Origin of the sequence: Bradyrhizobium sp. CB3481, assembly GCF_029714305.1 — a bacterium.
Classification (GTDB): Bacteria; Pseudomonadota; Alphaproteobacteria; order Rhizobiales; family Xanthobacteraceae; genus Bradyrhizobium.
The window spans coordinates 5,151,439-5,175,265 of record NZ_CP121647.1 but is presented as its reverse complement, the minus strand read 5'-3'; the positions used below and the strand labels follow the sequence as shown (position 1 = coordinate 5,175,265).

Here is a 23,827-nt window from a genome sequence, read left to right as displayed (position 1 = left end):
GATGCCGCGATGGCCGACAACAAAGATGGTGTTTCCAGTCAGCTCAAACCGAGTTCTCCCCGTTTGCACGCCAGCCTCTTCGGGTTGTGTTCGACTGTTGAGGGTCTGCGCCGCACGCGTTCAAAAACGCCGGCAGATCCTGGGAGCCGTCCTCGATCAAGATCAAACGGCTTGGATCGTTCAGATCAAATTCAATCGTGCGTGGGAGAATAGCCGGGCAAAGCGCGTGAAGGCACTACTCGGCGGAAAGCGAATCACGGTGTCGCATCGGCCGAGGAGATACATCTCAATGAGAGCGGAACAAGCGCCATCGAGCCCGAGTTCTGCACTATATATGGGCCGGCCTGGTGCGCCTGGAAATGTTTTGGCGGGGAACACAGCCGACAGCTGCTCGAGCACCAGCGCGCTGTCTGTACACAAGAACACCCTTACCGGCCGTGGATGCGGCAGCGCCATGGCCGCTTCAATGGCGGTGCATACCTGCCGCAGGGCGAGCTCCGGATCGGCCAGTAGGGCGCGTGCCCATGATGTCTTCGCCGTTGCCGTGCCGCACATCAATGCCGATGACGCTGTATCCGTTCAAGTGCTCACGATAGATCGCATCAATCCGTGTTCGGATCTCTGGTCTCGGTGTGATGCTGCGAAATATCTGCCGTTCGGCCGCCTCCTCGCACCCCCACATCAAGCAAGCATCACACACCACGGTGTGGCACTTCCCGTTGGGTTCCGAACAGCTGACCCAGCTCGTCACGTCCCCGGAAGATATGCTCATCTGGGCGGTACACGCATTCGATCGACGGTTTATTCCACCACTGTCGGAAGAATGGTCCGGGGAAGGAGAACTGATTGATGCTATCATCGCAGGTGATGCGGACACCCGCGATCTCGTCAATTGGCTCGAAAAAGATGGGAAAGGCGTCGGTGAAGGGCTCCTTCAGATAACAGGAGCCACGCCAATCCATCACGAACGTCCGGCCGGTCCGCTGCGCATAGCTCCAAGCTGCGGCGAGCGACCATAGACAATCTCCGAAACCGGTACGTCGCCGCGAAACAACGAACCGATCGGTCATCGCGCCACCAACACGCATTTGCGCTGCCTTGTTCGGGATGCCACACGGATAGGGGGCTTGCTGAGATCCGAGAGCTGGCCTTGCTATCATCGGCCAACGTGATGTGAGCCAATCGGGCCGGGAGGCTGCTCGTAGCAGCACTGCCGAGCTGCCGCTGGGCCGGCAGGCTCTCGGCTCGAGCCGACAGTGCTGTGAACCGATATGCTCGCGCCAGCCACCCCGCCGTTCCTGAATATCGAGCAATCGCCACGGCCATGTTCATGCAGCCTCCACTTGGTCCGGCATTTGATCGCGCTCTTACTGCGCGCGAGCTGTCTGTTAGGAATGTAGCCGAATGAGCCGCGCCTGCCACAGTCCCCTGAGTTCCTTGACGAGGAGCTTCCCGCCTCACCTGATCGATCGTCATCGTCTCAAGGAGATCGCCGAGCACGGCTTCGCCTTCGATCCGCATCAAGAGATCGAACACGTCATGGGAAATACGCATGCCGCCGCGGCCGGAGGGGCCGCGTCGGATCTCCGATACGGTCTCCTGGCGATCGTCGGCGGTGTAAGCGCGGGCGTAATGAAGGGACACGTAAGGCAGCAATGAGACCGCGAGCGCGGCCCATTCTGCAGCCTCGCCGCGCGTTTTTTTTTGACGAGGAACGGTTCGCCACAAGCAGAACGCGACACGATCGATATCGCTGAGCTGAACCCCTGCGGCTGCAATGCAGCATCGTATCGAACGGCTTGGGAACCTGTTGGAGTGTTTGATCCGATTGAGCCGTTCCTCTTCGACGGCCGCGAGCACGCGTCCGTCCTGGACCAGCACCGCAGGGAGGCCACTATGACGAGCGAAGCCAACAGGAGCAAGAGCCATGAAGTAAGCGACCCCCACTGTTAAACCCGAGAGTGCGACTGCGTTTGATTGACCGGTGAAGCCGGGAGCGACCGGCCCCCAGAGCCCGACCAGCGGCGGGCAAACACAATCCGCTGGCGCAATTCAATGCCGGTCGATTTCTCTCCCATCATCGTCGGACTGCTGCTCCCCGAAGGATGCAGTGTGGTTGGAGGGAAACCTGCCGGGTGATGCGTCGTGTATCGCGATGTCTACGGACCCGGTGGTGGAAAGAGCACTCGCGAACCACCCAGTTCACGCCCGAGCTGCGCCTTTTCCCAGAGCTGCGCGCCGCGGGCATTTGCTTTGATCGTCGCTATTCATTTCGGGGCCTGCAAGGGCCTCTTTTTCCATTTTCTAAACCATCCGGCCGTCTTCGGATTGTGTAACCGTCATGATCGGGAGGACCGCCTATCGCTGCAATTCGCATTTGAAATTCGGCCTTGTACCCGAGCCATTGTAGACAATGGACGACTCGTTGCGAGATGAAATGGGCGGCCGGTCCGGGCTGCAAGGCACGTCCGGCCCGCCGTCGTGCGGCAAAAACCAGACTCGATAACGTGTTCCCTCTGTCGGCGTAACTCCCCTCAGATCAATGCAACCAACCTGGCCAGGGGAGATGGTTTCGGACAGAACGGCCCGCTTCTTATACTCGTCCGGGCTCATAATCTCGAGGCCCATAATCGGGGCTTTTTCCTTCGTAAGATTACGCAGACAAATCTCTTGTTTTGCAGATGCCGGTTGGGCATGGCACGACGAGCTCAAGCCAATACCAACGATTACGACGAGCTGGGATAGGTGGAGTCTTGCCGCGGTCAATTGCTGGATCAGCGTCACTTTGGTCCTCTGCACTTCGTTGTAAGCGGGAATTAGGCGGGTGGGAGCTGTTTGGAATCGTGAACGGACTTACCCTCGGCGGTGATAGCTCCTTATTCGCAATACGGTCTTTGTCGTGTGCTAGCGGTAACTACCTCACCTTTCGGCGACCGTGAATCGGCGGCCGACCCTTCGCTAAGAGATCATCGAGCTTGCCCTCGCGGTCGAGCGCATAGAGTTCGTCGCAACCGCCGACATGGGTGTTGCCGATGAAGATCTGCGGAAAGGTCGAACCTGCGCCAGCCCGCTTGTACATCTCGTCGCGATAGGCCGCATCGCTGGCAATGTTGAATTCGGTGAAGGCCGCCTTCTTGCGGGTCAGCAGCGACTTGGCCGCGCTGCAGTAACCGCAGCCCGGGCGGGTGTAGATTTCAATTGCAGCGGTCATGGCACGCTCGGTTGTGATCTTGCTCGGGTTCGCTGAGAATCGACGCGATCGCCGTCGTCAGATTTCTCGGGTCCTTGAAAATCGCCTCGCCCTCTGCAGCGGGACCGGAGGCATCTCTGCCGAGGAAGTTGCCGCGCGTCGTTGCAGCAGCGCAGGCGGCGAGCCGCGAGGTGAGGCGCGGTTCTTGGACCGTGCCCCGGGGCTGATGAGTGACATCAGAGCGGCACCAGGTCTGGACAAGTTCATCCATTCGAGCGGTCATAACTGCTTTCCATGTCCTTCATGTTGACGGTGTTGGGCCAAGCTTAGCAACCGCCATGCCACTGCCTGTCAGGGGCAAAATGGGCGCGTTTGGAAGTAGCGTGCGCGCACAGCTCAGCAGAGCGGTGTTGAAAACCCTACAGCACCGCAGAGCGGTGTTGAAAACTCTACATCACCGCGCATCAACAGACGCCGCGTTCGGTCTTCGTGATGACGGTCAGCCGCCGCATGTCCTCGTCGCGCTTGAGCTCCACGACGATTGCGCGTGGGAATTTGCTGAATAACTGTCCACGCTCCGCAACGTCGGAACCCCGACCGGAGCGGCAATAGCCGCGCAGATGTTTGGGTGCAAAATCGATGCGCGACATCGGCAAGAATTGTGAGCACTGGCCGCTCTCGCTACACGCCGAACCAGCGCAACAGCCACACGCACTCCAGGATCAGATCAACCGCATAGCCGATCGTGCTCTTGGACTCACCAATCCAGTTCTTGTTGACGAACCCGGCCTGATCATCGCCGGCCGCCAAGGCGCTCGTGCGGCCAGCTCGCTGGAGCAGCCTCACTTTGCTCTCTGCACTTCGTTGTGAGTGGAAACGGGGGACAGCCATGCGATGCGCTCCCACTGTTCGTCGCTCAACCAAAATAAATTCTTACGCACGATCCCAATCCCTTCCAAAACGAATCAGGATCGTATTCTCTCTGCAGAGAAATTAATGAGTTCTGACCCTAATGAACTGCGGTTTTCCCGGCAATGTTCGCGAGCTCGAAAATTGCGTGCAGCGGACAGCGACGCTCGCCGCTGGACCATCGATTGTCAGAGACGAGTTCGCGTGTTGCCACGGCCAGTGCCTTTCCGCGATTCTGTGGAAGAGCGCTTCGGATGAGAAGCCGCTGCACCCAGGCCCAATTGTCGCTGCGCCCGCAAGGCCGGCCACAATCCAGGCTGGTCCGTCCGGCGCAGTTACGGTTCCCCCTTAGGCAGCGAGCAGGCGCCACTAGCGCCTGCCGGCACACCTCTCGTCAGCGGTGCGAATATGGTCGATCGCGAGCGTGTTATCGCGGCCATGGAGAGGTCCGGCTGGGTGCAGGCAAAGGCGGCGCGGCTGCTTGGAGTGACGCCGCGTCAGATTGGCTACGCCCTGCGGAAATGCAAGATCGAGATCAAGCGTTTTCTGAAAGGACGGTGGCCTGAGCGCGCCAAAGGAGCTCGTGTGACTTGAACGATGCTCTGCTATACGTGCGAGCTTTGCGTCGCAAGGCGAGCTGAAGGAGAGCCGAGCTCGAAGGAGACCGTATCAACGGTCCGGACGGAGAGGTCGATTTGTTTGTGAGAAGCATCGTCGAGTACAAACTGGCTCAGTTGGTCACAGTTTCTGGTGAGCGCTGCAGCGCACCTATTCGCAGAGTCTAGGCGATCCGCGTGTGTGTTGAAGCGAACAAGGCCGCGTACCGGTTCAGGCGGCGCTCTTATCGGTCAATCAGCTGGTGTTCACGGTGCTGTCGCATTCGCGACGAATGTCGTAATTGCGGCGCTGGGGAACGGTACATGACAGTTTCATGACACGTGCACAAACCCTTGTGTTGCTGCCCGTTTTCGAGATCGGCGCAATGGTACAACACTTGCTGTTGGTTTGCCGGCCAACGCAATGCTGGAGGAGCCCATGCACAATGTCGTCTGCATCAAACAGGTCCCAGACTCCGCGCAGATCCGTGTGCACCCCGTGACCAACACGATAATGCGCCAAGGGGTGCCGACCATCATCAACCCCTATGATCTGTTTGCCTTGGAAGCCGCGCTCGAGCTGCGCGATAAATTTGGTGGCGAGATCACCGTTCTTACAATGGGACCGCCGTCGGCGGAGGACTCCTTACGCAAGGCACTGACCTTTGGCGCCGATCGCGCCGTACTGCTCACCGACCGCTGCTTTGCAGGCGCGGACACGTTGGCGACAACTTACACGCTGGCGACTGCTATCCGCAAGATCGGCAAGGAATACGGCCAGCCCGACCTCATCTTTACTGGCAAGCAGACCATCGATGGCGATACCGCGCAAGTTGGGCCCGGCATCGCGAAGCGGCTTCAAGTGCTGCAACTCACCTATGTCGCCAAGATCAGAGCCCTCGATCTCACCGCGCGCACCATTGAAGCGGAGCGGCGCTCAGAAGGCGGGGTCCAGGTGCTGCGGACAAGACTGCCCTGTCTTATCACCATGCTGGAGGCGACTAACCAGATCCGCCGCGGCACCATGGCGGACGCTTTGCGTGCCGCCCGGGCCCTCATCGTGAAATGGAGCGCCCAGGACGTCGATGTCGAAGACGTCTCAAAATGCGGTCTCAAAGGCTCGCCGACACTCGTCAAGCGCGTTTTCGCGCCACCTGCGCGCGCTGAGAAAGCTGTGCTGGTAGACCCTGCCGAGCAGCCGGCAGAAGCGTTGATTGAAGCCATGTTCAAGCACCAGCCTAGGCTGGAAGCCGACCTTGCAGCCCTGACCGGCGATATCTGATCCGAAGCACTTTTATCGATGAGCACTGCAATAATAGTTCCCGCGTCAAATGGGGGAGCTCGTGCCGCCGGCAAGAAGGAGCGGGCGGAGCATTTTAAGATCTGCAATCACCTCTGGCTCTGCATCGAGCAGGCGCTAAGGCAGATGCATCTCCTGTTCGGCAACTGATGGGGACCGATCGCACGACAAGCTGAAGGTCGATGTCGCCGGCGTCGCGCTCGGCTCCGAGCGCCACGCGATGCGCAATGCCACGTTCGCACCCCTCTTACGGCGCCAACATTGTCTACAAAGGTGCCTCCCTGAACAAGAGAGAAGGGTCATGATTGAAGAGAGGTTCGATGCAATCGTGGTTGGCGCTGGAATGGCCGGCAACGCGGCGGCGCTGACCATGGCCAAGCGCGGCATGAAGGTGCTGCAGTTCGAGCGCGGCGAATATCCTGGATCGAAGAACATCCAGAGTGCAATCCTGCACGCGGATATCCTGGCCGAGCTAATCCCGGACTTCCGTAAGGACGCACCGCTCGAGCGTTATCTAGCCGAGCAGCGGTTCTGGATGCTGGATGACTGCTCTCTTATCGGTCTGCGCTATCCTTTCGACGATTTCAACCACGAGCGTTCGCACCGCTACACTATTCTCCGCGCCCATTTCGACAAATGGTTCTCATCCAAGGTAAGGGAGGCGGGTGCCACAGTCCTGTGCCAAACCACCGTTACGGAACTAGCACAGAACCGCCGCGGCCGCGTCATTGGTGTACGTACCGACCGCCAAGATGGCATCATCCACGCCGATGTGGTAGTGCTCGCCGAGGGCGTCAACGGCTTGCTCGGCACGCGTGCGGGCTTGCGCGACAGGCCGGAGCCCGACCAGGTTGCGCTGACGGTGAAAGAAATGCACTGTTTGCCCCGCGAGGCCATCGAAGGCCGTTTCAATCTCAAGGGCAACAAAGGCGTCGTGATCGAGGCCGCCGGCAACATCTCGCACGGCATGACAGCCATTGGTTTCATCTACGCGAACAAGGAGAGCCTTTCACTCGGCATCGCCTGCCTTGTCTCCGAGTTCCAGCGCACCGGCGAAACACCTTACGAACTACTCGACCGGTTCAAGCGTCACCCATCGATCGCACGCCTAATCGATGGCTCGAACTTTGGGGAGTATTCCGCACACCTCATTCCCAAAGGTGGCTACAACACCATACCGAGGCTCTATGGCAAGGGCTGGTTGGTGGTCGGGGCTGCCGCCAACGAAGACGCCAACGCTTCGATGACCTCGGGGAAAATTGCGGCAGAAGCGATCTTCCGGGCGAAGTCGCGCGGCGATCTCATAAGATCGGATAGCCTTTCATTATACAAGAAGATGTTGGATGAGTGCTTCAATCAATCGAAAAAGCATGCCATGCTCGCCCCGCTGCATACGCAGCCGGAAAACTTTCGTCTCACGTATCAGCAGCTCGTCTCGAAGGCGATACAGAACTTCGTTCGTGTCAACAACGCGCTGGAGGCGGAGAAATCGACCTTGTCAGCACGGCGGCCGTGGTGGTCATCAGGATAGACGCGAGTCGCTAACGGAAGCTCGGCAGATCGCTTCGCTAGCGAGAGGCCCTCGTTGCGTTCGGCATAGGCTCGAAGACGATCATCAACGTTCCGACGACGCCAACAACTGAGAAAAGATGATGTCGATGGGCAGGTCACGTCCGCCTGCATCAGCCGCACAGTGCGTCGATACTGGCCCAGGGCGGGTGGAGACAGCGGTGGTTGGGTGAATGAATCGGCATAGAGCACCCCCGGCAGGATGTAGACACGTGGCTTGGTAGCTGGAGCGCGGTCGAGCACCCGGTTGATCATCGTCCGTAGAGCGCGAACATGGGCACCGCGCTGAATTAGCCAGCTAGCCAATGACGTGGCTTGTCCGCTTAAAGATCTGTCAGCTGGCTCAGGCTGCGACGGACTTGGCAACTTTTGACGGCTCGGCGGTCCCGAGATAGACGGTGAGCGCCGCGATGATGCCGAGCACGGCTGCCAACATCAGCTAGAGGCCGGGTGAAGCCTTGTCATCGGTGCGGTCAATCAGCCAAGTCGAGGCGGATGGCGTAAATGTGCCAAACAACGCGGCCGCAAGTGCGAAGGCAAGGGAGAAGCAGGTAGTGCGCACATGGTTCGGCACGATCTCGACAAGAGCGCCTAGCATGGCACCGCTATAGGTACCGAAGTAGAACGAGAACATCATCTCAACTGCCAGCATCTTGCCGAAAGTGGGGCCGCTTACCAACAGTACAATGCCGGATAGGTAGTCACTAACGCAAGCCCGGCAATTGTTAGCAGAACCGGCTTGCGGCCGATCCGATCAGAGACGGCGCCGCCGATGGGGTTCCAGATGAAGTTGGTCAGGGCGACCAAGAGCGTCACTAAGAGCGCATCCTGGGAGGACAGCTTCAATACGCTCTTGCCAAATGTAGGCGTGTAAACGGTGACCAAATAGAAGGTCGTTGTTGTCAGGACCGCGATCATCATGCCGAGAATAACGATGCGCCAGTTGGCGAGTGCCGAGGCAAAGACCTCCCGGACCGTGGGATGTTTCTTCATTGCGAGAAATTCCGGCGTTTCCTCCAGCGTCCGGCGCAGGAAGAAGATAAGCGGAGTGATTAGGCAGCCGAGAGGCCATGCATGTGCTGACTCATAACCCTATTCCACAGCAGGGCTTCCTGGCGCAGCACGGCGCCTTTCGGCCGCCCTGTTGTGCCAGAGGTATAGACGATCAGAAGCGGGCAGGACATGTCCGCCTCCGGATTGCGTCCATTACCGCGGCCTCTGTCCAATAGGCCATCCCACTTGCTGCCACCGAGCGGCGCAAAGTCGAAGCTGACGAGGAAAGTATCCGGCAATTGCTCTGCTAACTCGGGCAGAAGACCCTCGAAGGCGTGTTCAAGCACCAGTACTTTGGCAGCGGAGTCGGACAGAATGAAAAGCTGCTCGGCGACCGCAAGCCGCCAGTTCAATGGCACGAGCATTGCGCCGAGCCGCGCGCACGCATAGAGCAGCACCAGATAGTCAGGTCGATTAAGGCTAAGGATCGCGATGCGATCGCCACTTCCGACACCCAGCTGGCTTTTTAGGGCGCGCGCGACCTGCTCGACCCTCTCATTGACGCGGGCGTAGCTCAAGGTTTCGCCTTCAAAATGAATTGCAGGCTTGTCGGGAGCAAACGCCGCGTTGCGCTCAATCAGCGTGCAGAGATTTACCATCAATCGTCCAGTTCGTCTTAGGCTTGTACAGTATCTCTCTCCCAACGGCATCAGGGCCAAGCACTCCCAACCCGCTTGGCAGATCAGGATTACGTCGTCGCTTGCCTTGCTTTTAATCCGCGAGCTGCGCAATCCAACAAGCTTGTAGTGTCCGGTCAGAATGATCGCAGCTTGCGAGCTCCTGAACAGCGCGAGAAGCTGAAGGGACCCGTGCAGGACAGAGGTCTGCGCCGCTCTTTACGTTCCCTGGTCGACGTAAGCTCCGGTTTCGCCAAAGTCGGCTCAAGCGTATTGCCTGGATACAAAAGATTTGAGCGCCGCGCTTTTGATTTGCTTGTGGTAGCCGAATCGAAAATGGAATCTTGCTCAAGTACTGCTCGAGAGGAGCTGCATGCACCTGACGATGGTGATAAGAGCACCACGACGACGTTTTCTTACGCGGCTTTCGCAATACTGGCTCGCCGCACATATAGGGGATTGCCCGATCTCCATTCTTAAAGCCAACAATCGCCCGACATTGGCCTTCAGTGTGATCGACTAGCAACACCTTCTTGGCGCCGTCCCGTTTTTTCACGTTGCCGCTCCGAGGTACCGTGCATTCTTGAAATGTCGCGCCAATCTTGACGAGCGACAATGGTCGCAGAAGCTTGTTGAATACTTCTGGAGCCGGGTCGATCTTTGTGCGTTTCCGCGATTTGCCGGCATACGAGCTCCCAGGTGAACTGTGCGGACAGAACTTCTTTCGGACCTCTGATACAAGAAAGCCGGCACGCGATCTACTTTGACGTCATACAATTTGACGTTACGTACGCTTCAAGCCCTCTTTTAAGATTGCTCATGTGAATATGTCCAAACTCGTCGCGCCAGGAGTGCGATCAAAGAAAGCGAAAAGCAGCCCCATTCCTCAAAAAACTCGGAGAGCGGGTTGCTACGCCGAGATCTTAAGGAGCCGCTAAGCTGACACGTTCTCGTGACTGTTGCTCTCGCCGCACGCATGCTGCTCGCCTCTAAGTGATGGGAAATTGAGCACCACTTCCATGCAAGGCACGAAGTTGCGAGATGCGAGCGACCTCTTGGTGAATTGAAGCGCTTCGCCTTAGAAATCTCCTTTGATGGGTGCGAAAGACCAGCCGTACTTGGGGGCGCTGCCGTCATCTTCGTGTAGGGTCCGTCAGAAGTGTGATCGCCTAAGAGCGGCAAGGCAAAGGTCAACCATCAATAGGGACCATGGCATTGTCCTGGTCTAGTGGGGTGAGTCCTCTCGAGGCTAGACAATTAGCCGTCACTGCGCCTTTCAAGACCCTTGAACCTATGTAGATCGAAGGGCTCCGCCAGGTGCGCGCCGCATTCTGACGGCTATTCTATGATCATTATTAACCCGAACTTTGTGGCTCGGAAGATGAGGCTAGCCGCAGTTCGTGCCTAATAGCTGCGGGGCAAGGAAACTGCACTCACCCGTGCGGTAACGTTCGAAGCTGGCGCCGGAAGTTGATGAGTGGAGTGCCTTGACCTGGTCGCGTCGCGACAATGCGGCCCATAAAGATCCCATGGGTGCCAACGACTTGGTGGCGATGCAAAACGCATTCAAGCACGCACACTGCGCTTTGCAGAATCGGTACGTCGAGAACGCCCTGATCCCACGCCGCAGTATCGAAGCGGTCGACGCCGTTGGCACCATCCCGGCCAGCGAAACGCAGTGCGATGTCCCGCTGATCGCCACCGAGAAGGCTAACGCCAAATCGGCCGTTTGCGAGTATCGCATCGTGAGTCTCAGAAGAGGCATTAATACCGACCAGCAAGCAGGGCGGTTCCATACAGATGGAGGTAACAGAACCTACCGTTAACCCGCGCCGTCCCAGGGCTGTTCCGACCGCTACAATGGCGACGCCGCTCGCCAGATTTCCCATCGCTTGCCGAAACTCGATCGGGTCGATGGATTTAATTTTGTTCGTGCTCAGCGACGTTGGCAACTCGTAGCCAACTTCCGGACTGGTGTTCGATTCCGTGGGTTTACGATGCGGTGATTGCTTGATTGGCGATCGCAATCGCCTTTCTTGCCCGCCGGTCGTGAGGAGAGGGCGCTTTCTCGCGGAAAGAAGATGCTGATCTAGCGTCGTGTGCAGCGAGTCCCGCAACTCGGGTGGGATCGAATTGTCTGTATCGATCATCTCCCGAAATTTCCGAAGCACGAGTTCGAATTTTGCGATGGATCCGAGTTCTGTGATCATTCGCGAGGACATCATTGTGTTTCTCCTTTAACGCGACAGCACGCAAGCGAGCCCCGCTGGCGTATCGGCGATCTCGGCCGGACGCGTTGCTGGGGCTTTCGCTGTCAGCGCGGTCTGCTATCGGGTGGCGCTCCAGCCGCGGTCAGCTCGGCAGAGAATGCTACGAGACACATCCTCCGCCGCGACAAGCGCGTGGCGCCTGCGCTTTGCTGGTTAGCAATTGTCGTCTCGAAGCTGCGCAGGTTGCGGTTGTCGATTCCAGAACGGAGGGGCAGGGCTCGATCGAGTGTCAGCCAGTCGTGGATCTCGACCAGGTGCCTTGCGCCAGAGTGGCGGCTTCGATGTCGCGGGCAGCGCTGTCGTTCAACGCCGCCCCGACGACTAGGATGCACTGCGCGCCATCGGCTCGCGTCTTGGCCACCTAGTAGGTGTCGAAGATGAAGTCCTTGCGTCGCACCGGCAGAGTTGTCGCCGCGCTCGACAACCATGTAATCGAGATGCCCCAGGAAAGGTGGCTTGTCTGTCAAGGCCCAGAGACAGCATGCGCTGGCCGCCTCATAGGCTTTCGCAAGTAAGAGCGGATCGAAGTCGGCGCGAATGTGGCCCCTGGAGGACGAGCCTTTCTTGATTTCGGTAGTGAGGGCGTACTCACCTGCCGCGTGCCTATGGCGGATCACGCTGATGAAGCCGCGTGGAGCCGGCGCATGGGCTGCGCGCGCTTCTACTTCTGAAAATGGCTGCGCGCGCTTGATCGCTGCGACTTCTTCGCGCTTATAGGCTTCGATTTTGGTCAAAATGTCCGACATCAGCCAACTCGGCTGTCAAGCGTTGGAGACCGCGATGAGGCGTTCAATCGCGCCGCCGCGGCACCACTATCAATCGATTTCTGCCCAAGGACGACGCTTTCCTTCAAAGTTGTGGCGCGACCGGCCACGATCAATGCGGCGGCCGCGTTGAGAAGCGCGACATCGCGATACGGGCTGGGCGTGCCGTGGAGCACGTTTTGCAGCGCGGCCGCATTCGCATCGGCGTTGCCACCCTTCAGGTCCTCGCTGTCACAAGGGGGAAGGCCGACGTCTTTCGGCGTCACCTCGAAGGTGCGGATTTCACCCGTCTGCAGCGCGCCAACAAACGTCGGGCCGGTGAGGGTGATCTCATCAAGTCTGTCAGAGCCGTGCAGGACCCAGACAGAATCAGCGCCGAGAGTTTTCAGGACCTGGGCCAAAGGCAGCACCCATTTTCGCGAAAACACTCCGACGATCTGTCGCTTCACGCCGAGCGGATTGCACAGTGGTCCGAGCAGATTGAACATGGTGCGGGTCGCGAGCTCAACCCGGGTCGGGTGGACGTGCTTCATGGCGGGATGATGAGCTGGCGCAAACATGAAGCCAATGCCGGCTTCGTGCACACAGCGAGCAATCTCGTCAGGGGCGAGGTCGATCCTCACGCCAAGGGACGCCAATACGTCAGCGGCGCCCGAGCGCGAGGACAGGGCAACGTTGCCATGTTTGGCAACCGGTACGCCAGCGCCCGCGACGATGAAAGCGGTGCAGGTCGACACGTTGACCGAACCAGAAGCGTTGCCGCCCGTGCCGACGATGTCAACGGGATCGTGCGGCGCAATGACTCGCAGCATCCTACTGCGGATCGCCGAAGCCGCGCCGGTGAGTTCTTCCACCGTCTCGCCGCGCACCCGCAGCGCCATCAGGAGCCCGCCCATCTGCGACGGTGTAGCCACCATGCTGTCGACGGCGAATGCCGTTTCCCCGCGGGTCAGCGTAGCCCCTCTGGCAACTTTGCCAATAAGCGATTTGAGGTCATCCATCGAGCAGCTTTCAATTGTACATTAGCATTCGTGCACACAGCACCTGGTTTCCGCTGCAGCCAATACCCCCCAATTTGAGCGGCGTCGCAGAGCTTCGGTCATTGCCGATTTGTACCGGCAAATCAACGGAGGCATAAGGGCCAGGCATTTCGCTCGTTGATCCTGAGACCACTCTGTACACGAAGATACAAGCTGCCACTCTATGCACCAAGCTGCGATTGCAACTGCCACGAGGACGGAAATCATGATGAGATTTTTCAATATTTGGAGAGGCCAGAAGAACAGGACTGCGATCGTAGCGGAGAGTTGTCATTCGTGCGGACGGATGTCACCTCGCCACAACCGACGCCCCGTCGGGTTGTATCGTGTAGGCTCGGTCATTGTCAGTTCCAAGCCTACAACCTGACACTAAGTAAGATTCAAGCCCTTGAATGGTCTTGCTGAGCGTTAGTTCAACTGTGACATCAGTCGCGATTGTCGAAGTCGTCATCGCCGCCTCCAGGCGCCACCGTCTCCCGCTGCAGGAATTGCGGGGTATGATGACGCGACTCGCGCGGCGCCGGCCGCTCGGACGGGTCTCGGCCTAGCTTCGACTGCAGCTCCACAAGATCAGTGAAAACATCGGCCTGCCGGCGCAAATCGTCGGCAATCATCGGCGACTCGGTTGAAATAGTCGAGATGACCGTGACTCGTACACCGCGGCGCTGCACCGCCTCCACGACGGAGCGGAAGTCGCCGTCGCCGGAGAACAGCACCATCTGGTCGATATGATCCGCGAGCTCCATGGCATCGACCGCGAGCTCGATATCCATGTTGGCCTTGAGCTTGCGGCGGCCGGAGGCGTCGATGAACTCCTTGGTTGCCTTGGTAACGACGGTGTAGCCGTTGTAACCGAGCCAGTCGATCAAGGGCCGAATCGACGAATATTCATGATCCTCGATGATCGCGGTGTAGTAGAAGGCGCGCAACAGCGTGCCGCGGCTCTGGAATTCCTTGAGCAGGCGCTTGTAATCAATGTCGAAGCCGAGCGCTTTGGCGGTCGCGTAAAGATTAGCGCCATCGATAAAGAGCGCGATTTTGTTTGAAGAGGATGACATCAGTGGATTACTAGCTCGAGTTGGTGTTCGCTTTTGACGCGGCGGAGACGATAGGCATTTTCAGAAGGAAGATCGCTACATTCTGAAGACGCCGTGAGTGGCGCCTCAATGGGAGTATTAACGGAAGCGCTAAGAACGATTGCGAGCGCGTTTCTGGTGTCGACCGGATCAAGAATGCCGTCGTCCCAGATTTCGGAGGTTGCATAATAGGCGCTCGATCGTTCCCGATACTCTTCGAGAATAGGCTCTCGAATGGCTGCTAACTCCTGCTTAGAGAGGCGTCCACCCTCACGGGCCAACTGTCTTGCCTTGACATGGGTGAGCACGCCTGCCGCTTGCTCCGCGCCCATCGCAGAGATCTGAGACTGCGGCCAGGTGAACATAAATCGTGGGTCGAAAGCCCGTCCCGCCATAGCGTAGGTTCCCGCTCCGTGGGAGCCATTGCAAACGACTGTGAATTTGGGCACCGAGGCACCAGATACGGCCATGATCATCTTGGCGCCATCTTTGGTGATACCACGCCTTTCACGGCTCTGGAGTGGCTCGATAGATAGAGGCTTTCGCATGAGCTTGCGAAATAGTCACCCGTACCCGACACGCTAATGTGCATGTGAGCGCCGCCAAGCTCCTCGGCAGAAACTGTCTCGCCCGTGGCAGCTTTCACGACTGGAGGGCCACCGAGAAAGATCGCGCCCGTGCCCTCAACGATTATGTTGTAGTCACTAAGCGCCGGGACGTAGGCCCCTCCTGCGGTGCAATGTCCCATTGCGATGGCGACCTGCGGCACTCTGATCTTCGAGAGAATGGATTGGTTGCGAAAGAGTCGTCCCGCGTAGTAGCGGACCGCGAAGAACTCCGCCTGCAAAGGTAGGAATCCGCCGGCGCAGTCGCACAGATGAAGGACGGGGAGACGATTCTCGATCGCTATGTCCAACGCCCGCACGATCTTCTTGACGAAGAGCGGATACCATGCCCCGCCATTCACGCTGCCATCGTCCGCGTGAATAATCACCTCGCGACCCGCCACAATGCCGATTCCGACGACTGTGCGGCGCCAGGAACCTCGCCGTCGTAAGCTTTGTTAGCGGCCAGCGTCGAAAGCTCGAGGAATGGCGTGTCGGGATCGAGCAAGGCATCGATCCGATCACGAACAATCAGCTTGCTTTGCCGCCGCAGGCGCTCAAGATCCCGTTCGGGACGGCTGAAGCGAGCGGCACGCTGGCGCTTGCTCAATTCGGCCGCAAGTCGTCTGTTGTGGAGTTCGTTCAGCCGAAATTCTTGCGACTTGACATCCACCAGAGAAGGGATCCGCTGCATCTCAGCGTCCTGCTTCCGACAGGGTAATCAGCACCGCGTCTCGCTCGAAGCTATCGCCTTGTTTAAAGTGAATCCGGTCGACGACGCCGTCATTTGGAGAGCGTATGACGGTTTCCAATTTCATGCTCTCAATCATCATCAGCGCCGTGCCTGCTGAAAGGGGTTGGCCGGGTGAAACCCTGGTGGTAACCGTCACGCCCGGCATCGGCGCGCCGGCCACTAGATGATCCGATCTCTCATTCGCTGAAGCAAACGATCGCAACAGGTCTCGGTAGCGCAAAATGCGCATCTTGCCGCGGAAATGCATATGAATCGTATCGCCGTCGATCGCGAACCTGACCGGCTCGGTTTCGCCGGAGATGGTAAGGAGGCCGCAACCGTCGCCCTGATGGGAGAATGATCGCTCCATATAAAGCCGGCCATCCCCGAAATGTCGCTGCGCTTCACTGCGCGCCTCTGCAATCGTGTCCTCCAGGCCATCAAGATCGCGCACGATCCGCATGCCCTTGCCGCCGCCTCCCGCGGATGGCTTCACCAGGATAGGAGCTCCAATCGAACTGGCCCTGGAAACGAAAGTCGCTGGATGGTCATCTTCGATCGCTGACCGCGCGACCGGAAAGCCGTTCCGCCGAACGAAGTTACGGGCGCGGATCTTGTCGCCCATCAGTTCGATGCTCTCCGGAGCCGGCCCAATGAACGCAATGCCGGCGTTCATCACGGCTCTGGCGAAATCCGCATTCTCTGATAAAAACCCATACCCCGGATGCAGCGCGCCTGCGTTCGCCTTACGGGCGGCTGCGATTATTTGCGCACTATCGAGATAAGCTGCGACGGGCGTACGGCCGCTGATGGGAATTGCCATGTCGGCTATGGAAACGGCAGGCGTCCGCGTATCGACATCGTGGTAGACGATTGCAGAGCGAAGCCCCAGTTTGCGCAACGTCTTAATGATGCGTACGGCGATCTCGCCTCTATTGGCAATCAGGACAGTGCCAAAGGATAATTTGGACATTCGTCTACTCAAAGGATTGCATGAGGTCGGGAGGCCCGACATTCGTAACTGAGTGACGTTGTTCTCAAGCACCACATCCGGTCACATGTCACAACGCCACATGCGGAGCTATTAGCACTGCTGATGAGGAGGGGAGCTAGTCCGGAGGCGAGCGATCGAAGATGCCGGTTCGTTGTCGGAACCTCATCTCGGGCCTGCCTTTCCTTTATCAGTGTATCGGACTGACATCACGTAGCGACATTGGTCACTTAAGCTTGTGAACTTGGCTTTTAGACAAGCAGTGATGGCATCCGCATCCGGTATGTGGCCGCTACAAAACCGAAACACGTCCGGTGTGCAAGCCTGCCGCTCCTCCGCTGTCGCCGGCCGGTCTTGGGCTCCCGCCCGATCGCTGCATAGGGCTGCGGTCGTCGCTAGAGCAATAACAAATACTGCGGCACGAGGACGTGCTCTGAAGATCCAACACCAACGCTTACTTCGAGTCACCATATCGTCTCCTAGTCCGTACATATTGCGATACTGCGCTTTCTGCGGCGATGCGCAATTTCACCGGTCGACGCGAAACAGGCCAGAACCGTTGAAAGCACCGATGGCCACGGAAGCCCTTGCCGGTCTGCGCACCCATCGCCCCGGCTCGGTCCGCCACGTTGTTACCTGAACCACTACAACCAAAAAGCTGATCAGTTGCAGCTGGACCGCGAGAGATATGAGCATGTTGAGCTTCCGATGTTTGGCCCCAGTTTGCAGTCAGCTTTGCTAGAAGCTGGAAGCCGAGCGATGAGATCAAAGCCACGAAACGAGAAGGACGAAAGAAGCAGTGCGGCGCGGCTTAAAGAAGGTCGTTGATAGCTGATCGACCACATGCTGAGCCACATCGGTCCAGACGATCCGTCACCTGCAATCTATCTGGCCAAGCGGATCGTTGCTGGATCCTCGGACCCTCTTGGGCCTTCAGCCTAAGCGTTTGAGACATTCGCAATTGTACTACCTGCTAGAACGATTGTGCGATCCCAAGGCCCGTCGCACTGTTTTGAAACCCTACAATCTGACGTTACGTACGATTCAAGCCCCCTTGGAAGCAGACGTGTGAATATCTTCAAACTCGTACTCCAGAAGCATGTGTCACAATCTAATGAGAGAGGCTAAACTTGAGCCGAAATCGCAGCTCACCTCACTTAGAGGAGGAGGCTTGAGGCGATTTCGCGCACGGCGCGGCCCGGATCCGCAGCTGTCGACTTGCCTGCGCTCCTTGCTCCAGCGCCTGCCGCAACATTGAATGCATGCAGATCTCGTATCTGTCGCTGCGCGGGCTTTCGCTTCGGGATTAGCAGCACGCCATTTGGGCAACGGTCGTTCGCCTTTGCCGAAGTTGATGCTCGAGCAGAATATCGCCGGCATTCGCGACAAGCGGATGCTTGGTGCTGGTCGCCAACTACGTGACGTCATATACTTACTCCCCCGGTAGAAAGGCGCCAGTGCTCAATCACGCGTTCATGCTGAAGATCGGCGTGCGGACGATTGGCAGCTATTCGATCGGTACTCCCAAGACAGACCGTCTCTCTCTGCCCTCGTTGTTCGAATCGCAATCCTGCTTTCTTGGCCCAGCCATTGCATATCGACCTACATGAAGCCGAGAAACCCATTGTACGGTCCGCAACATTGGCGCCAGCGGGCGGAAGCGACGCGGGCCAAAGCAGAGTCGCTTGCCTGTCCCAAAACCAGAGACAGGCTATTTAAGGTCGCCGAGGAATATGAGCGGCTAGCCCGGCGCGCAGAAGAAGGGCAGTGGTCAAGTGAGTACCGGGACCCAGAGTCCAATCATTCCTAATGTTTTCGTTACTACTTCAAAGTCCGTGGTGGCTCGGGCTCGGAGCGGCGAAAGTGTTCCGGTGGCATTTATCCGCCAATCTGCCCGCATGTCCCTCAATCAATGGAATTTGTCCTCGACGTCGAGATCCTGGCTATCCTCGCTGACCTACTTCAATCCATCGTGTTGAAAGCCCCGAGCGGTACGAGAGAAAATCTAGAAGCTCTCGTCTAGGACACGGTGCTACCCAGATCGGGCAGGGAAACGGATAACGGAAACTATATCCGGAGCAGATGGACCCGTACGCACGCCGCGCCTTCAAATAGGAAGCCCGGCTCCATTAAGAGGCTGGATGGCTATTCATCATCGGTGGTTTCTGGGCGGCACGTAGTTTGCAAGACGTGCTCTGTGGGCGACACGGTCTTGAGCCGGGCCGATCCCCACCGGCCCGACGCACCTCGTACCGGGAAGCGTGCGTCGGGCTTTTTCATTTCCAACATAGGAGACACCCGTCCAGGTCGTATTTTGCCGCTTGTCGGATAACCGACACAGCCGCGCGATTTCTATCTGCATTGAGGGATTGGAACATTGTCTCGCGACAAAACCACTTCTTGCAGTTCTGAAATACGAACGTGGGAATAAATCTCCCGGCCTGTAAAACATTCTAGCGGGGTTCGAACGTGTTTTTGATGCAGAGTGCGGTGGGTGCGCGGCGCCTGCTGCTGACGGAACTCCTGATGATTCAAAGAAGCAACGCGTGGCGGAATCTCAACACACCGCGAACGCGGTCGTGAAACGAAATGCGGATGTGCCGATCGTTGAACATGAAGGCGTTTATCCGCGCTGCGGCAAGCCGAAGAAACTTGGTCGAGGTTCGCATGCTTTGCGACGCGTGCCTGTGGCGATCCAGTCGATGCAGGTAAATGGATGGTTTGCTTAAAGCGCCAAAGAAGTGATGCGCGCCAGCAGTGACCCGACCGGCGGTCTTGATCATCCCTTGCAGCGCTCCGCGCGTTTGACGATGTACGAACTGTGAAAATGAGTTCTTGTGCAGCCGCGGCAGCACGCTTCACCACTTATCTGGGGCCTACGTCATTCGTCCGGGGCGCTGTTCTTCCGGCGTGTTCAGCTCAGTGTGTTGGCACAGTCTGTTGAAAGGCGTGAATAGCGTCGCGTACTACGGACGAATCAAGATCGGCAGTCCCGTCAGCCTGGGAGTGACGGGTGGCCACCATCAGGCACGTGTCAGTGTTTCTGAATCGTCGCCCCCTTGGCAGCGGCCCGCCAACCTGACGCGCAAGTCGACGGCCCTCGAGCTTTGCCGAGTGCGGCCGCGGGAATGCCTAGCGATCTTGAGCACCGCGTGTCATGAGATGCGAGCGGTCGAAAATAGACGGATCTGGCTCGTCCGTTCGATGACACGTTTGTTCGATGCCCGACAGGTCTGTTGATGGCCGAAAGTCCCCTCGTAATGTGGAAAATGGGCGCACTATTACCAATGCTGCAGTATCGCTCGGCGGCTGGCCAGCTGGAGGCATAGTATCGAGTTTTCAAGCGGCACATCATTTGCAGGATCATCTTGGGCATGGATCCCCACATGCCCCAACCAGCCCGGGTTGTGGGCCCGACGCATCTGTTCTCCTGGGTGCGTCGGGCTTTCCTTGCTGTTTCGGCAGGCAACAGATTGCCGGATCAAATCGCCAGACGCTGTTCTACCCACGGCGTGCCAATGCGAAATTTTCGCAACAGAAAGGCCGCGGGAGACCCGGGGCAATCCGGGCGCGCCATCACAATGAGTGATCGGCGACACGTGCTTAGTATGTTAAGAGCGCAAATCCGCCCTCATTGTTGATTCATCGTCGCGTTGCTTGGCGGCCCTGCTGTAAGTCCAGACTACGGCTCCCTTATTCGAGCTGCCGGTCAGATGAAACGATGCAAGAAGCAAGCGGACCCCCGGGGGGAGATCGCGGGGTAATAGCGCCGGTTGAACGAGTCGCTTCAAGACGCGTGCTCGCCAACATCAATAGTCTCGGTATCAATACTCTGGGAGAGCTTTTCACCCGGGTATTTGGGGATACCCCTGGGCTAAGATGAAGACGATCGCGCTTTCCGAAACCCGCATCTTGAGCCAGCAGAGCTATTTGGACGGCGATGCCGCCAATTTCGGCCAGCAGCGCGCTGCGGTGGGGTGCTCGACGCCAACACCAGTCCAGCGGCTTGGAAGACAAATATTTTCTGGTGAAGGCCAGCAACTCGCCACAGGCATCTTCCGGAGCGCGTCAGAGTCGGGAGGGGCGTGCAGATCCTGCTAGCTCAGGACTGCTAACCAGCGCCATCTCGCTCATAAGAACGCCCTGACAATCCAGTAGATACCTGCCCAGAGCAGCGCGTTGATCAGGATCGCCAGAAGAGGCCAGAAATTCCATCTCGTCCGCGTTTGCGAAGCATCAGGACACAATGCGATATTGGCTCTGCCGCCTTCAATTACGCGCGGTCTTTGTTTGCACCAGTGCGTCATTTCGTACCGTAGTTTTGGGTTGAACTAGTTGGTCAGCGCCACCGCCAGTGTCACAGCAAAGAAGACCACCAAACCAGGCGAGTAGCGCCGGGCGCCCCTCGGAACACGGTCGTGAGACTGCTAAGCCTAATCATGTGGAATGGCGCGCCTGCGTGGTGCGGGTGTAGTGCCGATCCGTGCCGAAACTCAAGGCTCTCTCGTTACCGGATTGGTCTGCTTGATGCTCGCGGCGATCTCCTTAGTCGATTCGATAAAGTTGGTAACGGCTGTGACATCAATGTCTGCCGGTTGGGAAGCTAGGACCAGCTTCAATGTCAATCAGGGTCAATAGACCAAATCTCATTGCAAGACTCCTAGGACAGTGACCGGTGCGCTTCCTTTTTGCTGCAGCGGTTCTCATCTCAGCAATCGGCGTGCCGCACGAGAACGTGCTGTGTGCATCGTTGAAGAGAGAAGAACAATGTCGTTGCCGCGGCACCGGCGAGGATGACTTAGCTACCTAGTCAGGTTCCCCACATCGACTCGTCAACCGGACAAGGATCGTACGACAAGATAACAGTGAATGCTGACGGTCACCTGTCGTGCAGTCAAGCGGTCAGCACCTGCGGCGCGGCTTAGCGTGTTTTGTTTTGGGTGCCGCGCGCATCGTGCTAGCTCCATTGAAGCGCGCGTCTTGGTGGGCTCCTCGAGAGTGCTCGTTAGTGGATGCGGACAACCGGGCGGATCTCGCTGCTCCTGTCCTGGTGAAGAACCTCATTAACGGCACCGAGACCCTTCAGTGGGACCAATCGAACCCCAATTCTGATTTCCCAAGTACGCCACCGACCTGACGGTCCCGGAGCTGAATGAGACGGCCTATGAGCAGGTCGAGGTCGCTCCACGTCCCACTTCTCAACTTCGTCGCTAACGAGCAAGAGCCGGCAGGATGATGCCACGAACCACTCGTCCTTGCTGCGAGGCAAATTGGATTGATCAAGCCGGCATGCACGTTTTGCGAAGTTTAGCAGGTCCGCCGAGCTTTGCCCCGGTCCTCAGAGATTGCTATTGAAATGGAGCAGGGCGTTTCGGGGGCCGCTCGGCGTGATCAGATGGGCGAATGTCGCGGGTCAAGTTCTTCACGATAGCGTGCCGATCCGTGCGAACAACATCGCCGCTTCGGATGGTCCAAGCCCAACGACGCCGACGAAACATGCCGGTGGTGTCGGAATGTCCTGGTTGGTCGGTTTCCAGAGATGGAGGCAATACCGGCTGTTATTCACGTATTGCGATTGCGGCGGATGAAGTTGCATCACACATTCCTCTTCATCCCAAAACTGGTCTTTGACGAAGCACATCTCTTCCCAGTTCGGACAACGCCGCGCCGTCGAGACTGACACATGCTCCCACCCTGGGTGGACCAATCCAATGATCCTGAGTTTACATCCGCAAGGCCCTTGCACAAAGAAGTGACCGCAAGGACCTGAACCCGGCGCGCTTGCGAACTGGCCATATCGTACGCGGCCAGCCTCAAGTTTTTCCCCAATTTGCGCTCTCACGAGCCCTTCTCCGATTTGGAGATGCTTTTGAAATCGACGTAGACCACGTTGTCCTCCGAGTCCTTTTTTGCCTTCGAGAATTGCTGCGCAACGCCTGAGTACCGTCCCTCAGCTTGCACTGTCTTCTGGATCTTGAAAAACCCGCCAAGCAAACCATAGATGTAGCTCATCTCATTTTCTCCTACCAATGCCCGTAAGCACACGCGGCCAACCGCCTGATTCCGATGAACCGGTTCAGCATACGCGGTACGCCGGACAATTCCATCCCTTCAGCCTTGTCTCCATGAAGGTGTCAGCTTCCATACTTATCTGCTCGATCTGGTCACCCGCACGAGGCCGACCGCGTGCAACGGCGACGGGTAGATGAGGCATGGAGCTAGCGCCTTTTCGCATCGTCAAAGCTTGCCCTGGACTCGCTATGTAATCGCACTGACGGATCTATGCCCCTTGCTCTGCGTCATGGCTGACGAGGTGCTTAGGAAGCCGGGCCAGCCATGGGCCGGAAGGCCGCGAGATGCCGATCTGATGCTGCATCTCGATTAGTACTGCTCATCCTTAGCGCTTCGCTGCTCGCCGAGCCTCAAACAGTGGAATGCGTCATCTATGTGGCGGACTTTCAATTTGCGTTGAGAGCCCGAATAGAGGTCGCACTTGGCGGTGCACCACACGGCTGCAGGGCATCAGGCCGTTGAACGCGGCCGAAGTGAGTTACGGATTTGGAGGTACCTTAGTTGCGCGGCTCGGTCGCAGTTTCCAATATCTTTCTCGAGGATGCTTGATCCCTAAAGGTCGTATTTATTGGCACTCCCCTTTGGAAATGCTGCCGAGTGGCGGCGCTTCGTGTCTTCGTCGAGCAAATCGTGAGCGCCGGTACAGATCATCGGCACGGCGGACAAACCGGCGTTTAAACATCGGTGGAACCGCTAAGGCGAGGAAATATAAGACGCTTGAATCTCACCTAGCGTCAGGTTGTAGCACTGAAAGGAAGACCAAAACTGTACGACGCAAGCGTCTATTGCTCATTGGCAAATAAGATTCGAGCGGCGTGGTCCCGCAAAATTATCGGCGGCTTGCGAGAACATCGAATGGCAAGAGCCCTTTCTCGTGGAATGCGCGGGCCCATTGAGGCAGCAGAATAGGGGGACTTGCGCCGTGGATTGAGAACAAGATCCGTTAACAGCGGCCATTGCGAAGCCGTTCACTTGGGGGGATGACGTTGCCGAGGCGGGGGCATCTTAATGCTGGCAGATCGGACTCATGCTGTGGAAGGAA

15 protein-coding genes and 9 pseudogenes are annotated in these 23,827 nt (G+C 57.8%); 4 read left to right on the top strand and 20 right to left on the bottom strand.

Annotated features, from left to right (window positions below):
* Positions 1-139: 139 nt before the first annotated feature.
* Positions 140-1,088, bottom strand: a pseudogene (locus tag QA643_RS25330) (nodulation protein NodZ); the annotation flags it as partial.
* Positions 1,089-1,404: 316 nt separating this feature from the next.
* Here QA643_RS25330 and QA643_RS38730 point away from each other — a divergent pair.
* Positions 1,405-1,659, top strand: coding sequence for a hypothetical protein (locus QA643_RS38730; RefSeq protein ID WP_349253307.1), 255 nt, complete (start codon positions 1,405-1,407; stop codon positions 1,657-1,659).
* 114 nt (positions 1,660-1,773) lie between these two features.
* Here the strand turns inward: QA643_RS38730 and QA643_RS25320 are convergent.
* From QA643_RS25320 to QA643_RS25300, 5 genes and pseudogenes are all read right to left on the bottom strand, one after another.
* A pseudogene (locus tag QA643_RS25320) lies at positions 1,774-1,929 on the bottom strand (hypothetical protein); the annotation flags it as partial.
* A gap of 985 nt (positions 1,930-2,914) precedes the next feature.
* Positions 2,915-3,211, bottom strand: coding sequence for a glutaredoxin 3 (grxC, locus tag QA643_RS25315; RefSeq protein WP_283028575.1), 297 nt, complete (start codon positions 3,209-3,211; stop codon positions 2,915-2,917).
* Entirely contained in the window at positions 3,195-3,473 is a 279-nt protein-coding gene (locus tag QA643_RS25310; RefSeq protein WP_283028574.1) for a hypothetical protein, read from the bottom strand. Before QA643_RS25310 ends, grxC begins: the two co-directional genes overlap by 17 nt.
* 181 nt (positions 3,474-3,654) lie before the next feature.
* Positions 3,655-3,840, bottom strand: a complete 186-nt coding sequence (locus tag QA643_RS25305; RefSeq protein ID WP_283028573.1) for a hypothetical protein — start codon at positions 3,838-3,840, stop codon at positions 3,655-3,657.
* A 31-nt stretch (positions 3,841-3,871) separates the two neighbouring features.
* Positions 3,872-4,081 carry a hypothetical protein gene (locus QA643_RS25300; RefSeq protein ID WP_283028572.1) on the bottom strand — a complete coding sequence of 70 codons (210 nt, stop codon included), beginning with the start codon at positions 4,079-4,081 and terminating at the stop codon, positions 3,872-3,874.
* 118 nt (positions 4,082-4,199) lie between these two features.
* On the opposite strand from QA643_RS25300, the pseudogene QA643_RS25295 reads away from it, so the two are divergent.
* From QA643_RS25295 to QA643_RS25285, 3 genes and pseudogenes are all read left to right on the top strand, one after another.
* Positions 4,200-4,693, top strand: a pseudogene (locus QA643_RS25295) (helix-turn-helix domain-containing protein); the annotation flags it as partial.
* Between the two features lie 441 nt (positions 4,694-5,134).
* Complete coding sequence (locus tag QA643_RS25290; RefSeq protein WP_283028571.1) at positions 5,135-5,977, top strand: electron transfer flavoprotein subunit beta/FixA family protein; 843 nt, start codon at positions 5,135-5,137, stop codon at positions 5,975-5,977.
* A gap of 319 nt (positions 5,978-6,296) precedes the next feature.
* Positions 6,297-7,463 (top strand): annotated as a pseudogene (locus QA643_RS25285) (FAD-binding protein); the annotation flags it as partial.
* A gap of 543 nt (positions 7,464-8,006) precedes the next feature.
* Here QA643_RS25285 and QA643_RS25280 read toward each other — a convergent pair.
* The 14 genes and pseudogenes from QA643_RS25280 to QA643_RS25215 form a co-directional block, all read right to left on the bottom strand.
* Positions 8,007-8,629: pseudogene (locus QA643_RS25280) on the bottom strand (MFS transporter); the annotation flags it as partial.
* Positions 8,623-9,216: pseudogene (locus QA643_RS25275) on the bottom strand (AMP-binding protein); the annotation flags it as partial. The pseudogenes QA643_RS25275 and QA643_RS25280, both read right to left, overlap by 7 nt.
* Before the next feature lie 1,451 nt (positions 9,217-10,667).
* Positions 10,668-11,459: a flavin reductase family protein gene (locus QA643_RS25270; protein ID WP_283028570.1), complete on the bottom strand. Its 792-nt coding sequence runs from the start codon at positions 11,457-11,459 to the stop codon at positions 10,668-10,670.
* Positions 11,460-11,635: 176 nt separating this feature from the next.
* Positions 11,636-12,250, bottom strand: a pseudogene (locus tag QA643_RS25265) (indole-3-glycerol phosphate synthase TrpC); the annotation flags it as partial.
* Between the two features lie 15 nt (positions 12,251-12,265).
* A pseudogene (trpD, locus tag QA643_RS25260) lies at positions 12,266-13,269 on the bottom strand (anthranilate phosphoribosyltransferase).
* A 464-nt stretch (positions 13,270-13,733) separates the two neighbouring features.
* A complete protein-coding gene (locus tag QA643_RS25255; RefSeq protein WP_283028569.1) occupies positions 13,734-14,366 on the bottom strand; it encodes an NYN domain-containing protein in 633 nt (210 codons plus the stop codon).
* Positions 14,366-14,860 carry a carboxyl transferase domain-containing protein gene (locus QA643_RS25250; RefSeq protein WP_283028568.1) on the bottom strand — a complete coding sequence of 165 codons (495 nt, stop codon included), beginning with the start codon at positions 14,858-14,860 and terminating at the stop codon, positions 14,366-14,368. The genes QA643_RS25255 and QA643_RS25250 overlap by 1 nt, the downstream gene beginning before the upstream one ends.
* The gene (locus QA643_RS25245) at positions 14,857-15,393 is read right to left on the bottom strand and encodes a carboxyl transferase domain-containing protein (RefSeq protein ID WP_283028567.1); all 537 of its coding nucleotides are present in this window, start codon (positions 15,391-15,393) and stop codon (positions 14,857-14,859) included. The genes QA643_RS25250 and QA643_RS25245 overlap by 4 nt, the downstream gene beginning before the upstream one ends.
* The gene (locus QA643_RS25240; protein WP_283028566.1) at positions 15,375-15,683 is read right to left on the bottom strand and encodes a hypothetical protein; all 309 of its coding nucleotides are present in this window, start codon (positions 15,681-15,683) and stop codon (positions 15,375-15,377) included. Before QA643_RS25240 ends, QA643_RS25245 begins: the two co-directional genes overlap by 19 nt.
* Position 15,684: 1 nt before the next feature.
* Positions 15,685-16,695, bottom strand: coding sequence for a biotin carboxylase N-terminal domain-containing protein (locus QA643_RS25235; protein WP_283028565.1), 1,011 nt, complete (start codon positions 16,693-16,695; stop codon positions 15,685-15,687).
* Positions 16,696-17,994: 1,299 nt separating this feature from the next.
* Positions 17,995-18,109, bottom strand: a pseudogene (locus tag QA643_RS25230) (Effector protein NopP); the annotation flags it as partial.
* 1,135 nt (positions 18,110-19,244) lie between these two features.
* Complete coding sequence (locus QA643_RS25225) at positions 19,245-19,496, bottom strand: hypothetical protein (protein ID WP_283028564.1); 252 nt, start codon at positions 19,494-19,496, stop codon at positions 19,245-19,247.
* Positions 19,497-22,135: 2,639 nt separating this feature from the next.
* Positions 22,136-22,309 carry a hypothetical protein gene (locus QA643_RS25220; protein WP_283028563.1) on the bottom strand — a complete coding sequence of 58 codons (174 nt, stop codon included), beginning with the start codon at positions 22,307-22,309 and terminating at the stop codon, positions 22,136-22,138.
* A 242-nt stretch (positions 22,310-22,551) separates the two neighbouring features.
* On the bottom strand, positions 22,552-22,725 hold the full coding sequence (locus QA643_RS25215) for a hypothetical protein (protein ID WP_283028562.1): 174 nt from the start codon (positions 22,723-22,725) through the stop codon (positions 22,552-22,554).
* Positions 22,726-23,827 lie beyond the last annotated feature (1,102 nt).

What these genes read in the sequence shown, in the direction of transcription:
- QA643_RS38730 (WP_349253307.1), top strand. Translation starts at nt 1,405, where the DNA reads ATGAGCCGCGCCTGCCACAGTCCCCTGAGTTCCTTGACGAGGAGCTTC.
- grxC (WP_283028575.1), bottom strand. Translation starts at nt 3,211, where the DNA reads ATGACCGCTGCAATTGAAATCTACACCCGCCCGGGCTGCGGTTACTGC.
- QA643_RS25310 (WP_283028574.1), bottom strand. Translation starts at nt 3,473, where the DNA reads ATGACCGCTCGAATGGATGAACTTGTCCAGACCTGGTGCCGCTCTGAT.
- QA643_RS25305 (WP_283028573.1), bottom strand. Translation starts at nt 3,840, where the DNA reads ATGTCGCGCATCGATTTTGCACCCAAACATCTGCGCGGCTATTGCCGC.
- QA643_RS25300 (WP_283028572.1), bottom strand. Translation starts at nt 4,081, where the DNA reads ATGGCTGTCCCCCGTTTCCACTCACAACGAAGTGCAGAGAGCAAAGTG.
- QA643_RS25290 (WP_283028571.1), top strand. Translation starts at nt 5,135, where the DNA reads ATGCACAATGTCGTCTGCATCAAACAGGTCCCAGACTCCGCGCAGATC.
- QA643_RS25270 (WP_283028570.1), bottom strand. Translation starts at nt 11,459, where the DNA reads ATGATGTCCTCGCGAATGATCACAGAACTCGGATCCATCGCAAAATTC.
- QA643_RS25255 (WP_283028569.1), bottom strand. Translation starts at nt 14,366, where the DNA reads ATGTCATCCTCTTCAAACAAAATCGCGCTCTTTATCGATGGCGCTAAT.
- QA643_RS25250 (WP_283028568.1), bottom strand. Translation starts at nt 14,860, where the DNA reads ATGATCATGGCCGTATCTGGTGCCTCGGTGCCCAAATTCACAGTCGTT.
- QA643_RS25240 (WP_283028566.1), bottom strand. Translation starts at nt 15,683, where the DNA reads ATGCAGCGGATCCCTTCTCTGGTGGATGTCAAGTCGCAAGAATTTCGG.
- QA643_RS25235 (WP_283028565.1), bottom strand. Translation starts at nt 16,695, where the DNA reads ATGTCCAAATTATCCTTTGGCACTGTCCTGATTGCCAATAGAGGCGAG.
- QA643_RS25225 (WP_283028564.1), bottom strand. Translation starts at nt 19,496, where the DNA reads ATGATCAAGACCGCCGGTCGGGTCACTGCTGGCGCGCATCACTTCTTT.
- QA643_RS25220 (WP_283028563.1), bottom strand. Translation starts at nt 22,309, where the DNA reads ATGCAACTTCATCCGCCGCAATCGCAATACGTGAATAACAGCCGGTAT.
- QA643_RS25215 (WP_283028562.1), bottom strand. Translation starts at nt 22,725, where the DNA reads ATGAGCTACATCTATGGTTTGCTTGGCGGGTTTTTCAAGATCCAGAAG.